This is a genomic window from Nocardia salmonicida (assembly GCF_036142455.1).
In the GTDB taxonomy this organism is placed as follows: Bacteria; Actinomycetota; Actinomycetes; order Mycobacteriales; family Mycobacteriaceae; genus Nocardia; species Nocardia salmonicida.
The window spans coordinates 3432382-3446683 of record NZ_CP108014.1; the positions used below are offsets into that span (position 1 = coordinate 3432382).

Here is a 14302-nt window from a genome sequence, read left to right on the forward strand (position 1 = left end):
ACGAGAACACCTGGCACCACTGCACGGAAACCGTCATGAATCAGCCGATTCGCGACGGTGGAGGACAAACGGCGCGCCGCTGGACGGGCCACCCGGGATTCCGAATGTCAGACCCAGCAGACCGCGGGAGCTGAAAGGACGGAGTTCGTCGGTGACGCGGTTCCAGGGAAACCGTGCGGTCGCCGGATAGCTGACGATCAACGCTGGCTCACCGTCGACGCGTGAGGCGCCGATCTGCGCGGTGATCGGGATCGATGGCTCGATGGTGCCGCGACGGCGTACGAGGTTTACGCCGCGCAGGTAGGCGTCGGAATCGTCCGGTTCGGTGAAGGACTTACCGCACCAGCCTCGCATTCCGGTCACCGCTACGGTCAACGGTCCGCAACCGCGCAACCAGAGCGGTCCGGCGAATCGTCCTTCGTGATCGCCGACAAGGTCGGACAGCTTTGGTTCGGGGGCGGCGCGGAACGCGGCATACACAGTGCGCAGTTTGCCGCGGGCGTTCACATCGGGGGACGTAGACATCAGTTCTGCTCCTGGTGACAAGGGGATTTGCCGCCGACTGCGGTGATGGGCAGCCGCAGCGCGGCGGGCGAATTCGCCGGCACGGTCGCAGCGGTGGGGGTCACCGCGGCGACCCGCCGGTAAGGCGAGCCGAGGTGCGGGCGGCTGTCGGTCTCGCCTCTGTTGGGCCACAACGACATCGCGCGTTCGGCCTGTGCGGTGATGGTCAATGACGGATTGACGCCGATGTTCGCCGATACCGCCGCGCCGTCCACCACATGCAGACCGGGATGGCCGTAGACGCGGTGGTAGGGGTCGATGACGCCGACTTCGGGAGACTCGCCGATGACACAGCCGCCGAGAAAATGGGCCGTGAGTGGAACGTCGAAGATCTCACCGACCGTGCCCATCGGAAACCCGTCGATCTTTTCGGCCGCGCGTCGCATCACTTCGTTGGCGACCGGAATCCAGGTCGGGTTCGGTTCGCCGTGGCCCTGGCGCGACGTTACCCGGGTCCGCCCGAAGCGCTTTTTGGTGTAGAGCGTCAGAGAGTTGTCGTGGGTCTGCATGACGAGCGCGATGATCGAGCGTTCCGACATGTGGCGGATCCCGAGATAGAGCGAGGCGAGGTGGCCTGGGTGACGCAGGACCTGTCCGATCCAGGTCACCCAGCGGGGGAATCGGCCTCCTCCGTCGGTCATCACTGTCGCCATCAATCCCATGGCGTTGGAGCCTTTGGCGTAGCGATTGGGTTCGATGTGGGTGTGCTCGTCCGGGTGGATGGACGAGGTGATCGTGACGCCTCGGGTGAAGTCGTACTTCTTCCGATTGCGCATTTTGGTCGTCACACCGACGAGCGCTTCGGAATTGGTACGGGTCAGAGTGCCCAGTCGATCCGAGATGCCCGGCAGCGTTCCATCGGCCTTGAGTCGGTGCAGCAATTGTTGTGTGCCCCAGGTGCCCGCGGCGAAGATCACCTGATCCGCGGTGAACGTGATGGCAGTGCGATCGGAAAACCACGCACCGGTTTCCACGGCGGTCACTTCATAGCCGCCCTGGGGCAAGGGCTTTACACGGGTCACGGTCCGTTCCGCGTACACCGCGGCCCCAGCTCGCTCGGCGAGGTAGAGATAATTCTTGACGAGGGTGTTCTTGGCGCCGTAGCGGCACCCGGTGAGGCAGCCTCCGCATTCGATACAGCCGGTTCGAGCGGGTCCGGCACCGCCGAAATACGGATCCGCGACCGTCACCGATGGTTCTTTCGCGTCACCGCGACCGAAGAACACCCCGAGCGGTGCCATGGAGAAGGTATCGCCGACGCCCATGTCGTCGGCGACCTCTCGCATCAGCTCGTCGGCGGGTGTGAGCGTGGGATTCGGCCGGACGCCGAGCATGCGCTCGGCCTGGTCGTAATAGGGGGCGAGTTCCGCGCGCCAGTCGGTGATGTGCGCCCACTGGAGGTCATCGTAGAAGTTGCTCGACTTGGGCTCGTAGAGGGTGTTCGCGTAGACGAGCGAACCACCGCCGACACCGGACCCGGCCAAAACGACGACATCGGGCAGCACATGGACACGTTGGATCCCTTTACACCCGAGCTTGGGCGCCCACAGAAATTTGCGGATATCCCACGATGTCCGAGGGAAATCCTCGTCGGCGAATCGGCGTCCCGCCTCGAGTACCGCGACCCGGTATCCCTTCTCGGTCAACCTCAGCGCCGAGACACTGCCACCGAAACCACTGCCGATGACAACGACGTCGTAGTCGGAACTCATGTGATGGAAGGCTCCTGCCGTGATATGCGCGAGCTCACCACGTTACGAAGGCAGTTTCGTCGACGACAGCGCTATCGCCGCCATGTGGTTGTCATTTTCTGCCACCTGTGGGTAGGTTCGCCGCGTGGCGAGTTTCGAGTTCGATCAGCACCTGCCGATCAGTGCGGCCAGTGTTCAGCTGATGGTCCAACTCGCCGCGCGTCGTGGATGGTCCGCGGATGGGTGCCTCGCCGGTTCGGGCATCGACCCCGGTGTGCTCGATGATCCGTTCGCTGAGATCACCGCCCGTCAAGAATTCGACGTGATGCGCAATCTCGACGAGTTACGTTGCGGCGAGCCCGGATTCTGGGTCGAGGTGGGGACGAACTATCACGCGGGGATGCACGGCTCGTGGGGAATGGCACTGCTCACCAGCCGGTCGCTGCGGGATGTCATCGAGTTGACCGCGGAGTTCGTCGAACTCGCCTGGGTGTTCACCACGATCACCGTCACCGAATATGTGGACACCGACGAGGTCGGCATCTTCATCGACGACGGCGACCTACCACCGGATATCGCTTCTATTCTCGTGGAACGGATTTCTGCGGCGATCACTTCGATCCTGCGCGACCTGACGAACACCGACGTGCCGGCGTCCTCGGTGCGCTTCCGTCACTCCGCGCCATCGAACACCGGCCGCTACGTCGACGCGTTCGGAACAGAACCGGATTTCGATGCCGATCGCAACGAGTTGGTCGGCGACTCGGCCTGGCTCGATACTCCCTTGCCGCAGGCCAATGACCTGGTCCGGCGTGGCTATGAGGCCGCGTGTCGCGACCTGCTCGGCAAGCGCCGTGCCCGAACCGGTTTCGCCGGTGCGGTGCGCGATGTCCTGACGCGCGAACCCGGCCGGATCCCCCCACTCGCCGAGGTGGCCGCTGTACTGAATGTGAGTCCACGCACGCTTGCACGGCGCCTCGCCGACGAAGGCGCGTCGTATCGCGCACTGGTCGATGAGCTGCGTCAGGCGTTGGCCGAGGAAATGCTGCGGAACTCACCGCTGACCACAGCCCAGATCGCGAATCGTCTCGGGTACACGGATTCGGCGAACTTCATCCGGGCGTTCAAGCGATGGCGAGATATGACACCGCGATCGTTTCGGTCGACGTCCCCTACGCGATGCTGAAAAGCGCTTGTCGACCCAGGTGGAGTGGCCACCGTAACACCCGATCGAGGGCGAATCCACCGAGCAAAACCGGTGCGCGAGAATAGCTGGGTGAGCGCGCGCGACAATCTCGACCACGCTCTCGACCTGCGGGTATTGTCGTCGGTCGAGTGGCGGGCCGCCGCGCGCGCACACCGTGATCGGCTCGATCGGCTGGTCGGTCCCTATCTCGAACGCCGTGCGGCAGGAACCACCCATCCGGTCGTGGATTTTCTCTTCACGTACTACGGCAACAAGCCTGCGCAGTTGCGGCGGTGGCATCCGGGGTTCGGGATAGCGCTGCGTGATGCGGGCGATTACCGGGGTGCGCGGGGATACCACGAGGTTGCGCACGATCGGGGCGTGTTCACGGCCGATCCGGCCTATCTGGCCAAGCGTCGGGACACGATCGAGTTCGTTTCGAAACTGCTCACCGCGACCGCGCGGCGCCCGGCGCACTTGTCGTGCTTCGGACTGCACGAGTGGGCCATGGTCTATCGCACCGACGAGGTGCGCCACCAGCAGATTCCGCTGCGTCTGGGCCACGCGGGCACCGACGAAGTGGTGGAGTCGATGTCGTTGCGGTGCACGCATTTCGACGCGTTCCGGTTCTTCACCCCGGAGGCGGTGGGTCGCAATGCCGAACCGCTCACCCGGGCGGACCAGGTGGAACGCGAACAGCCCGGTTGCCTGCACGCCAACATGGATTTGTACAAGTGGGGTTTCAAACTCGCCCCACTGATCTCCTCTGAACTACTGCTCGACTGCTTCGAACTCGCCTGCACCGCGCGCGAACTCGACATGCGAGCCAGTCCCTACGACCTCTCCGATTTCGGCTATGAGCCGGTCCGCATCGAAACCCCCACCGGCCGAGCCGAATACGTTCGCGCCCAGGCCGCGATCGCCGAATCCGCCGACGCACTGCGGGGCCGCATGGAACTGGCCTGCGCCGAGTTGTCCTCGGCGCAGGCCAGATCAGACGCTACGGCCTAGCCTCGATCGTCGGAGACGATGCGACGCTCGTTCTTGTCGAGGGCCGAAGGCTCGTCCACCGCCGGTTCGGTGACCAGCGCGAAATCGCCTTCGTGCAGTTCGGTGCCCTGGTCGACGGCGCCCTCGACCAGTTCGATGCCACGGTCCATCCGCAGAATCAGCGGGTCATCGCTCAGGTCCTTGTACAGCGACACGCACATCGCCACCATCACCACCAGGAACGGCAGTGACACCACCGTGGTCAAGGCTTGCAGGCCCGTGAGCGCTCCGCCGAGATTGTCGGAATCGGCGATGGCCAGCATGATCGCGGCGACAGCGCCGGTAGCCGCACCCCAGAAGATGACGACCCACTTCGACGGTTCGATACTGCCGCGTTCGGACAGGGTGCCCATCACGATGGAGGCCGCGTCGGCGCCGGAGACGAAGAAGATCGCGACGAGGATCATCACGACGACCGTGGTCACCGAGGTGATCGGGTACTGGTCGAGCAGGTGGAACAGGGCGAAATTGGAGTCGACCGAGCCGTCGGGTTCGGTGAGGTCACCGTTCTCCGTCTGCTCGAAGATGCCCGCTCCTCCGAAGATCGCGAACCACACCAGGCTGACCACGCTCGGCACCAGCAGCACGCCGGTGACGAACTGACGGATGGTGCGACCGCGGCTGATCCGCGCGATGAACATGCCGACGAACGGCGTCCACGAGATCCACCAGGCCCAGTAGAAGATCGTCCAGCTCGACAGCCACGCCTGCATCGCCTCGTCGCCCGCACCGGTACGCGAAGCCATGGTCGGCAGGGCCTCGATGTAGTCACCGATCGAGGTCGGCAGCATATTGAGGATGAACAGCGTCGGGCCTGCGATGAACACGAACGCCGCGATAGCCAGGGCCAGCACCATATTGATGTTGGACAGCCACTGGATGCCGCGTGCTACCCCGGAGACCGCCGACAGGACGAAGGCGACGGTCAGAGCCGAGATGATCGCCACCAGACCGAGCTTGCCGATCCCGTCGATCCATCCGTTGAACTCCATGCCCGCGCCGATCTGCAGGGCGCCAAGGCCGAGGGAGGCGGCGGAACCGAACAGGGTCGCGAAGATCGCCATCATGTCGATGACGCGACCACCGATTCCGTCGGCATGGTGGCCGAGCAGCGGCCGGAACACCGCGGAGATCAACTGCGAGCGGCCTTTTCGGAACGTGCCGTAGGCGATGGCCAGGCCGGTGACGGCGTAGATCGCCCACGGGTGCAGTGTCCAGTGGAACAGTGTGGTGGCCATGGCGAGCTCGGCGGCCGCCGGTGAGCCGGGCGCCGCAGTGTGCGGCGGCGGATTCACGAAGTGCGACAGCGGTTCCGCCACACCCCAGAACATCAGACCGATACCCATGCCCGCGCTGAACATCATCGCGATCCATGACACGGTGCGGAATTCGGGTTTCTCGTCGTCGGCGCCCAGCGGGATCCGGCCGAAGCGGCTGATTGCCAGCCAGATCACGAAGACGACGAACGCTGTCGCGGTGAGCACGAACAACCAGCCGGTATTGGTGATGACCCACTTCTGTGCGGTGCTCGCCGCGGAGGCGAGGCCCTCGTCGTCGAGGACACCCCAGGCGACGAAGGCGAGTGCGCCGATCGCGGTGGCGAAGAAGATGAGCAGATCCAGCCTGGGCTTGCCCGGCGATCCACCGGCTACCTCTCCGCCGGGCGGCGGTGCGGCGCCGGAACTTCCTACGACATCGTTCGACATGGATCCGAGTCCTCTCCGATCGCGGAAACTCCCCGCCTTTACAGACGCGCTTGTCGTGCAGAGCAACCGTACAGCGTATCGGCGGCGGCCCGAGGGAAGCACGAGCCCCGCCCAAACCCCTGTTCCCCGAAATACCCTTCGGCAACCATTCGTACGGCCTACTATTCGTGATGCGGCACAACTGTCTGAGCCAGTTGTGTTGTCCGCATCATTGATTCGGGAGGGCAACGATGCCACCAGGTCCGCACACCGACCCACGACCACACGCCGAGCCCGCGTCCGGGCAGAGCGATACCGGGACGGGTCCGCCGCACTCGATTCACCGGCGCCATTCGCCGATGCGGTACGTGGCGGCGGCCGCGATCACCGCACTCGTGGCGCTCGGACTGCCGTCGGGTGCGTCAGCGGATTTCGGCGCCGACCTGACCGGCACGGTGCAGGAATTCCTCGATGTGGGTCGAACGGCGGTGCCGCGCGCCGACTGTGGGCCCGGTTCGCTGCCGGAAACCGGATTGCAGGGCGATGTGCCCGCCGGTGACCGAGACAGTGGGCGCAGCACGCAGGGCTACCGCTGCAATATGTCGATGATCGGGGGCTACGCCGGCCGCGGAGCGGGCATCACCTCCACCAGTTTCGAACACTGCGCCTACATGGGCACGTTCTTCCCCGGCAACATGCTGAGCGAACACCCGGGCGTTCAGGTGCTCGATGTCTCCGATCCGGCGAATCCGCGACTGACCGCGACCCTCGCCGAACCCGCGATGCTGGCCGGGACCTGGGAGACGTTGAAGGTCAACACCACTCGCAAACTGCTCGTCGGGACGGGTGTGCCGGTGGGCATCGGGGCCGGATACCTGTCGGTGTACGACATCTCCGATTGCGCGCATCCACGTCTGCTCAATCCGGGAACCGGCTCGAATCTGCTGATGCCGCTGCCGATCACGACCCACGAGGGCGGCTTCTCCCCCGACGGTCGCACGTATTGGGCCTCGGGCCTGGTGCCCGGTTTCCTCAGTGCGATCGATCTCACCGATCCGGCGAATCCGCGGGTGATCTGGCAGGGGCTGACGGGAATCGAGGCACACGGACTCGGTGTGAGTCCCGACGGCGACCGGCTCTACATCTCCGCGCTCAGTGGATTCACCGTGCTCGATGTGAGCGCGGTGCAGCGGCGCGACCCGAATCCGCAGGTGCCGCATCTCGGCCGGACGTTCTGGACCGACGGCTGGGCCACCCAGCACAGCGTGCCCGTGACCTATGACGGCGTGCCCCATCTGTTCACCGTCGACGAGGGCGGTTCCGGCGGAGTGAAACTCATCGACGTGTCCGACGACAGCGCGCCGCGCATCACCGCGAAGATCAAACTCGAGATCAACCTGCCCGACAATATCGACGCGGGTGTCGGTTCCGCCATGGGTGGTTCGGCGTTCTCCTACGAATCGCACTACTGCGCCGCCGACCGTCCCGACAACCCGACCGCGCTGGCCTGCGGCTGGGTCTCCTCCGGAATCCGGGTGTTCGATGTCCGCGATCCCGGCGAGATCCGCGAGATCGCCTACTTCAATCCGCCTGCCCGCACCGGCCGCAACCTCGAGATCTGGAACTCGCCCCACGCCCTGGCCTCGATCATCGGAATTCCGGTGATGAGCGCTCCGGCGGCGCTGCGGTCGATGGCCGAGGGCCTGTTCGATCCGGCGCAGGTGCTCACCGCTCGGGCCGGCGACATCGCGTTCGGTGACCTGTCCACGGACTGGTGTCTCTCCCCGCCGGAGTGGCGGGGCGATCAGCTCTATGTCACCTGCTCCGACAACGGGTTCATGGTGTTGCAGCTCGACAACGAGGTGTACACACCGCCCGCGAATCAGCAGTCCACGGTCGGGTCGTGACCGTGGGTCGGGTGATCAGGCTGGCGTTCGCCGGTGCGGCCGCGCTGTTCCTGCTGGCACTGGGCGCGGCACTGCGACCGCTCTTCGTCACCGAGACAGCAACGCCCGCACCGGTTCTCACCACGACGGAGCTGGGTTTCGTCCAGGACATGACCGCCCACCACCAGCAGGCGCTCATCATCACCGAGCGCCTCGACCCGGCCGCCGATCCCACCGTGCGCAGACTGGCCGACCAGATCGCCGACACACAGCGCGTGGAAATCGGCACCCTGCTCGGCTGGACCCAACTCGCCGGCGCGGCCCCCACCGCCGACGTCCCGATGAGCTGGATGGCGCGAACCCACCACCACTCGACCACCGGGCCGGCCACGATGCCCGGCATGGCCACCACCGCCGACCTCGACACCCTCGCTGCGGCGCGCGCGGCCGACGCCGAAACCCTCTTCCTGCAACTGATGTACCGCCACCACGCGGGCGGCATCACGATGGCCCGCGCCGCCGACACCCTGCTCGCCTCGGGCCCCGTGAAACAGGCCGCCCGCGCGATGGCCCAGTCCCAGAGCCAGGAACTGGGCTACCTCGGCATGCTCCTCGACCTCCGAGGCGCCCGACCCACCTCCTGATCGAGATCACCGAGCGCGAACGAACGGCGCGTTCACCCGGCGCGGTCGGCGAAATGGGTGTTGAGAGCCGATTGGCTGAGTTGGGTGTCGCCGTAGGTGAAAGTGCCGTGTTCGGCGAGCTCGGTCGCCGCGTCGAGGAGGTGGCGGTAGAGCAGGCGGGCGATGCTGCCGCCAACCGTGACCCGGCGTACGCCGAGGTCGGCGAGCTCGGCCATCGACAGCGCACCACCGGTCAGTCCCATCACGACATTGAGTGGGCCGTCGAGCGCTTCGACCAGGGTGGCGATAGTGGCGGCGTCGGCGGCCCCGGGGACGAAGGCGCAGTCGGCACCCGCGGCGAGGTAGGAGTTGGCGCGGCGAATCGCCTCGTCGAGACCCGCGTCCACGAGCAGCGCGTCGGTGCGACCGACGAGTACGAACGGCTCGCCGCTGGCAGCCACCGCCGCGCGCGCCGCGCGGACCCGGTCCACCGCGTGCACCTCGTCGAACAGCGGGGTGGTGCGGTCGCCGGTGAAGTCCTCGATATTGCCGCCCGCCGCACCGGCGTCGATCGCGAGGGAGATCGTGGTCGCCACTTCCTGCGCGTCCGGCCCGTACCCCTCCTCGAGGTCGGCGCTGACCGGCACCCGCACGGCACCGGTGATCTCGTGGATCCGCCGCATCATCGTCGAGCGATCCACGCGCCCGTGCGCACCGTGCTCGGTGAAGAAGTCGTGATCAGGACGACCGAAGGAGAACGCGACCCCCGCGCTGGTGGTGGCGATCGCCGGAAATCCCACCGACTCGAGCATCCGCGCGCTGCCCGCGTCCCAGGCATTCGGCAACAGGAAGCAACCCGCGCGGTGTAGATCGACAAAAGACTGCGCGCGCGTCCGCTGTTCGCTGTCCACGAGAGCTCCTGGTGCGAGTCGGGGTGTCCGTACCGGGTCCATTCTGCCCCGAGACACACCCCTAGCGGTCGCCCAGGCGGCGGACCGCGTCGTCCATGTGTTCCACGAGAAGGGCGCGCGCACGCTCGGGTGAACCGGTGCCGATCGCCTCGTGGAGTTCGACGTGTTCGCGGGCTTGTTCGCGCAGGTCGGGGTAGGTGGTCTGGAGGGCGCCGAGGCACATGCGGGTTTCGATGAGCAGGGTGCGGGCGGCCCGGACGAGGCGTGGGCTGTTCGCGGCGGTGACGAGGGCTTCGTGGAAGGCCTGGTCGGCGTCGGAGACACCGGGTGCGTCACCCACTTCGGCGGCGAGTCGCATGGCGGCGACGCTGGATTGCAGTGCGGCATAGGCGATCTCGCGGCGACCGTCGAGGATGAGGTCGAGCGCGCCGCCTTCCAGCGCGGTGCGGGCGCGGTAGATGTCGACGACGTCGTCGGTGGTGAGTTCGATGACGAAGATGCCGCGGTTGCGGATGCTGAACAGCAGGCCCTCCTGGACGAGGCGCTGCATGGCCTCGCGCACGGGTCCGCGGGAGACGCCGAAACTGGTCGCCAGATCGGCCTCACCGAGTTGGGCGCCGGGGCCGAGCGCACCGCGCATGATCGCCTCGCGCAGCCGGTCGGCGATCATCTCCGCGGTGGACTGCTGGTTGACCGGCTCGAAATCAATGATCGACATGCCGACCCCCCTGCGCGAATAACGCGCCGAGCGCGGGGACGAACGGGGTGGCCCCGGCCAGTCGCAACCCTTCCCAGATGGTGACCTGGTTCGCCGTCAGCACCGGCTTGCCGAGCGCGGCTTCGAGTGTCGGAAGCACCTCGAGAGTATGCATGGCCGTATCCGGGATGAGCAGTGCCTGGGCGTCGGGATGGTCGTTGGTGACGGCCAGGGTCAAGACCTGGTCCGGTGTGAGGGTGCCGACCTCCGCGGCGGTGTCGATGCCCGCACTCGACATCGACACCACCTCGATCCCCGCGTCGGCGAGGAACTCGACGAACAACTTCGCCACGTCCTCGGGGTAACTCGCGACGACGGCCACTCGCCGCACACCGAGCGCCCGCGCCGCTTCGACGAACGCGAAACTCGTACTGGAGGCGGGCACTCCGGCCGCCTCGGCAAGGCGCTCGACCTGACCGCGAGCACCTTCGGGCCCGTAGACGAAACTGCCCGAGGTGCAGGCCCAGACGACGACGGCCGGCGCCTCGGGGGCGAGCAACGCGGCACCGTGGCTCAGCTTCTCCGGGCTGCCCAGGTCGAGCAGTTCGGGGACGGCGTGCAGGTCGGTGCCGTAGATGTGGGCCACCGGCAAGGCGGCGTCGAGCAGAGCCGCCGCGCGGGGGTAGTCGTCTTCGGCGGCGTGGTCGGGGTAGATGAATCCGATTGTCGGCGTGCGCATCTCGCTCCGTTCAGAAGACATTGACGAGCCATTTTCCTGGCCCCATCATGGGCAGTTTCATCCGGCCGAGGCAGGCCCACATGGTCAGTTGATTGGCGGTGAGGACGGGTTTGCCGAGTGCCTGTTCGAGTGGCTCGATCACGTCGTAGGTCGGCAGGTTGGTGCAGCTGACGAAGATCGCTTCGGAGCGGGGGTCGTCGGCGCCGAGAATCCGCTCGGCGATGGTGCGGTAGTTGACCTTCCAGATACCGCCGCCGAGCCCGAGGTGATCGGACTTGATCGTCGCGCAACCCGCTTCGTCGAGGAACTCGTGCAGTTTGCCGGTGAGGATCTCGTCGTAGGGCGTGATCACCGACATGCGGGTGATGTTGAGGTGCTTGATCGCTTCCACCAGGGCGCCGGAGGTGGTCACCGCGTCGGGTGCGCCCGCCAGGCAGATCGCTTCCCGCAGGGACCGTTCGTAGGCCAGGCCGTTGATGAAGCTGCCCGACGTACACAGGTAGGCCACGACTTCCGGCTCCACGTGCAGCACGTCGTGCGTCGCCGCGGTGAGGTGCAGCGGATTGGACACCAGTTCGGCCATGGCCAGCGACACCGGTACCGGTTCATAGGGGGTGCGGGCCAGGTGCAGACTCACCTCCAGGGGAGCCCACCGCCATAATTCCCGTTCGAGGGCAAGGTCGAACGGCGCGATCACGCCGATGCCTCGTTGGGCAACCGGCCCCTCGATGTCCGGGAAGCTGAACTCCACTGCGGCCCCTCTCGCGCTCAGCCGGGCAGACCTCCGAACACGATCGGATTGTTGACAATCATACGATCTGATCGTACGGTGTCAATGTGGAAAACGGGCCGATTGTCACCGTCCTACATCGTGACAGCGTGCCCGAATCGGACCTCATGGCCCCCGTTGCCGAGCGCGCCGACGTGCGCTACACCGAGGCCGACGGGCTCGCCGATGCGCTGCGCGGCGCCGATGTGCTGTTCGTCTACGACTTCCAGACTCGCGCCGTACCCGGTGCGTGGCACAGCGCCGATCGCCTGCGCTGGCTGCACATGGGCGGGGTCGGCGTGGACCCGGTGATGTTCCCGCAACTGCGCGCCTCCGATGTGGTGGTCACCAATACCCGCAATGTCTTCGACACCGCGATCGCCGAATACGTTCTCGGACAGATCATCTCGTTCGCCAAGGATCTCCCCGGATCGATCCGTCTGCAGCAGCGGCACGAGTGGCGCCACCGCGAATCCGAACGCGTGGCCGGGGCGACGGCGCTGATCGTCGGCACCGGCTCGATCGGCCGGACCATCGCGCGATTGCTGCGCGCCACCGGGATGACGGTGCGCGCGGTAGGACGTCGCGCCCGCACCGGCGACCCGGATTTCGGCACTGTCAGCGACGATCTGCATGCCGAACTGCCCGGAGCCGATTACGTGATCGCGATCGCGCCACTCACCGCCGAGACCAGACACATGTTCGACGCCGCCGCGTTCGCGGCGATGAAACCGCATGCGAGGTTTGTCAATGTCGGGCGCGGGGAACTAGTGGTTACCGACGATCTCGTCGCCGCGCTCGGCAACGGTTCGATCGCCGCGGCCGCACTGGACGTGGTGGACCCGGAGCCGCTACCTGCCGGTCATCCGCTGTGGGATCTGCCGAACGTGGTGCTCACGCCACACAATTCGGGCGATTTCCACGGCTGGCGCACCGAGATCGTCCGCGCATTCACCGACAATTTCGGCAGGTGGGCAGCCGGTCTGCCGCTGGACAACGTTGTCGACAAGACGCTCGGGTACGTGCCCGGCTGAAGGAGCCCCGCCATGACGCAGCCCGACCCCGGTCTTCCCACCGATCCCACCGCGATGACCGCGGTGCAGCTGGTCTCGGCCTACGCGGCCAGGCAGCTCTCCCCCGTCGAGGCCACGCAAGCCTGCTTGGACGCCATCGCCGCCCGCGACGGCGCGCTCAACGCCTTCTGCCTGGTCGATCCGGATCGGGCGTTGGTGCAGGCCAAGGACTCCGAGGCACGCTGGCAGTCCGGCAATCCGCGCGGGTTACTCGACGGCGTGCCGATATCCATCAAGGACATCTTTCTGACCGAGGGGTGGCCGACCCTGCGCGGTTCCACCTGTATCGACGCGAGCGGGCCGTGGTCGGTGGACAGTCCGGTCGCCGCGCGGCTGCGCGAGGACGGGATGGTGTTCGTCGGGAAGACGACCACGCCGGAGATCGCCTGGAAGGGTGTCACCGACAGTCCGCTGACCGGAATCACCCGCAATCCCGCCGATCCCACGACGACGGCGGGCGGGTCGTCGGGGGGCAGTGCGGCAGCGGTCGCGGGCGGGATGACGCCGGTGTCGGTCGGTACCGACGGGGGAGGCAGCATCCGGATTCCGGCGTCGTTCTGCGGGATCGTCGGTTTCAAACCGACGCACGGGCGGATTCCGCTCTACCCGGCCAGTCCGTTCGGCCCCCTCGCGCACGCCGGGCCGATGACGCACACCGTCGAGGACGCGGCGTTGCTGATGGACATCCTCTCGCTGCCCGATCCGCGGGACCCGACGGCGCTGGCGCCGACCCTCACGACCTTCCGCAGTCAGATGCAGCGGGATGTGCGTGGGCTGTCGGTCGGCTATTCCGCCACGCTCGGGTACGCCCAGGTCGATCCCGAGGTCGCCGAGATCGTCGAAGCCGCGGTCGCGCGGCTGGCCGAGGCCGATCTGACCATCGACGCGGTCGATCCCGGATTCGCCGACCCGCGTGCGGCTTTCGAAACGCTGTGGGCCGCGGGGGCGGCGACCATGCTGTCGAAGTTCCCGGCCGGCTCCCGCGAGAAGGTGGATGCCGGTTTGGGTGCGGCGTGGGCGCGTGGTGAATCCGTCAGCGCCGTCGATTATCTCGACGCCCGCCACGTCGCCGCCGAGGTCGGCATCACGATGGGCACCTTCCACATGTCCTACGACGTGCTGATCACCCCGACCATGCCGATCACCGCGTTCGAAGCCGGACACGACGTTCCGCCGGGCAGCGGGCTCGACGGCTGGCCCGACTGGACCCCGTTCACCTACCCGTTCAACATGACGCAGCAGCCCGCCATCAGCATTCCGGTCGGCACGACTCGCGCCGGGATGCCGGTGGGCATGCAGATCGTCGGACCACGGCACTCCGACGATTTGATCCTCGCGGTCGCCAGGCACGCCGAGTTCGTGCTGAACTCCTGAATCAGGTAGTCGCCGCCGCGACGCCGCCGGATCGTGCCGACGGCGTCGCGGCGA

Annotated in this window: 13 protein-coding genes; 6 read left to right on the forward strand and 7 right to left on the reverse strand. The window is 66.6% G+C overall.

Translation table 11 applies throughout. The features are described from left to right. Positions 1–33: 33 nt before the first annotated feature. Entirely contained in the window at positions 34–525 is a 492-nt protein-coding gene (locus tag OHS03_RS16280; protein WP_328663743.1) for a hypothetical protein, read from the reverse strand. Further along, the gene (locus tag OHS03_RS16285; protein WP_328663746.1) at positions 525–2276 is read right to left on the reverse strand and encodes a GMC oxidoreductase; all 1752 of its coding nucleotides are present in this window, start codon (positions 2274–2276) and stop codon (positions 525–527) included. The genes OHS03_RS16280 and OHS03_RS16285 overlap by 1 nt, the downstream gene beginning before the upstream one ends. A gap of 124 nt (positions 2277–2400) precedes the next feature. Here OHS03_RS16285 and OHS03_RS16290 point away from each other — a divergent pair, with 124 nt between their 5' ends. Together OHS03_RS16290 and OHS03_RS16295 are read left to right on the forward strand one after the other, a co-directional pair. Beyond that, positions 2401–3441 carry an AraC family transcriptional regulator gene (locus tag OHS03_RS16290; protein WP_328663747.1) on the forward strand — a complete coding sequence of 347 codons (1041 nt, stop codon included), beginning with the start codon at positions 2401–2403 and terminating at the stop codon, positions 3439–3441. 90 nt (positions 3442–3531) lie between these two features. After that, positions 3532–4452, forward strand: a complete 921-nt coding sequence (locus OHS03_RS16295) for a 3-methyladenine DNA glycosylase (protein WP_407942490.1) — start codon at positions 3532–3534, stop codon at positions 4450–4452. Here OHS03_RS16295 and OHS03_RS16300 read toward each other — a convergent pair. After that, positions 4449–6197: a BCCT family transporter gene (locus OHS03_RS16300; protein ID WP_328663749.1), complete on the reverse strand. Its 1749-nt coding sequence runs from the start codon at positions 6195–6197 to the stop codon at positions 4449–4451. The genes OHS03_RS16295 and OHS03_RS16300 overlap by 4 nt on opposite strands. 338 nt (positions 6198–6535) lie before the next feature. Here OHS03_RS16300 and OHS03_RS16305 point away from each other — a divergent pair, with 338 nt between their 5' ends. Beyond that, on the forward strand, positions 6536–8083 hold the full coding sequence (locus OHS03_RS16305) for an LVIVD repeat-containing protein (RefSeq protein ID WP_062983183.1): 1548 nt from the start codon (positions 6536–6538) through the stop codon (positions 8081–8083). Further along, positions 8080–8706, forward strand: coding sequence for a DUF305 domain-containing protein (locus OHS03_RS16310; RefSeq protein ID WP_328663751.1), 627 nt, complete (start codon positions 8080–8082; stop codon positions 8704–8706). The genes OHS03_RS16305 and OHS03_RS16310 overlap by 4 nt, the downstream gene beginning before the upstream one ends. A 32-nt stretch (positions 8707–8738) precedes the next feature. Here the strand turns inward: OHS03_RS16310 and OHS03_RS16315 are convergent, their stop codons facing one another. The 4 genes from OHS03_RS16315 to OHS03_RS16330 form a co-directional block, all read right to left on the reverse strand. Continuing rightward, complete coding sequence (locus OHS03_RS16315) at positions 8739–9596, reverse strand: isocitrate lyase/PEP mutase family protein (RefSeq protein WP_328663753.1); 858 nt, start codon at positions 9594–9596, stop codon at positions 8739–8741. A gap of 61 nt (positions 9597–9657) precedes the next feature. Beyond that, a complete protein-coding gene (locus OHS03_RS16320) occupies positions 9658–10314 on the reverse strand; it encodes a GntR family transcriptional regulator (protein ID WP_056810261.1) in 657 nt (218 codons plus the stop codon). Next, positions 10301–11032, reverse strand: a complete 732-nt coding sequence (locus OHS03_RS16325; RefSeq protein WP_328663755.1) for a maleate cis-trans isomerase family protein — start codon at positions 11030–11032, stop codon at positions 10301–10303. Before OHS03_RS16325 ends, OHS03_RS16320 begins: the two co-directional genes overlap by 14 nt. Before the next feature lie 10 nt (positions 11033–11042). Beyond that, positions 11043–11783: a maleate cis-trans isomerase family protein gene (locus OHS03_RS16330; protein ID WP_328663757.1), complete on the reverse strand. Its 741-nt coding sequence runs from the start codon at positions 11781–11783 to the stop codon at positions 11043–11045. A gap of 86 nt (positions 11784–11869) precedes the next feature. Here OHS03_RS16330 and OHS03_RS16335 point away from each other — a divergent pair, with 86 nt between their 5' ends. Together OHS03_RS16335 and OHS03_RS16340 are read left to right on the forward strand one after the other, a co-directional pair. Then, positions 11870–12835: a D-2-hydroxyacid dehydrogenase gene (locus OHS03_RS16335; RefSeq protein WP_328663759.1), complete on the forward strand. Its 966-nt coding sequence runs from the start codon at positions 11870–11872 to the stop codon at positions 12833–12835. A 12-nt stretch (positions 12836–12847) separates the two neighbouring features. Beyond that, entirely contained in the window at positions 12848–14248 is a 1401-nt protein-coding gene (locus tag OHS03_RS16340) for an amidase (RefSeq protein ID WP_328663760.1), read from the forward strand. The last annotated feature ends 54 nt before the right edge of the window (positions 14249–14302 follow it).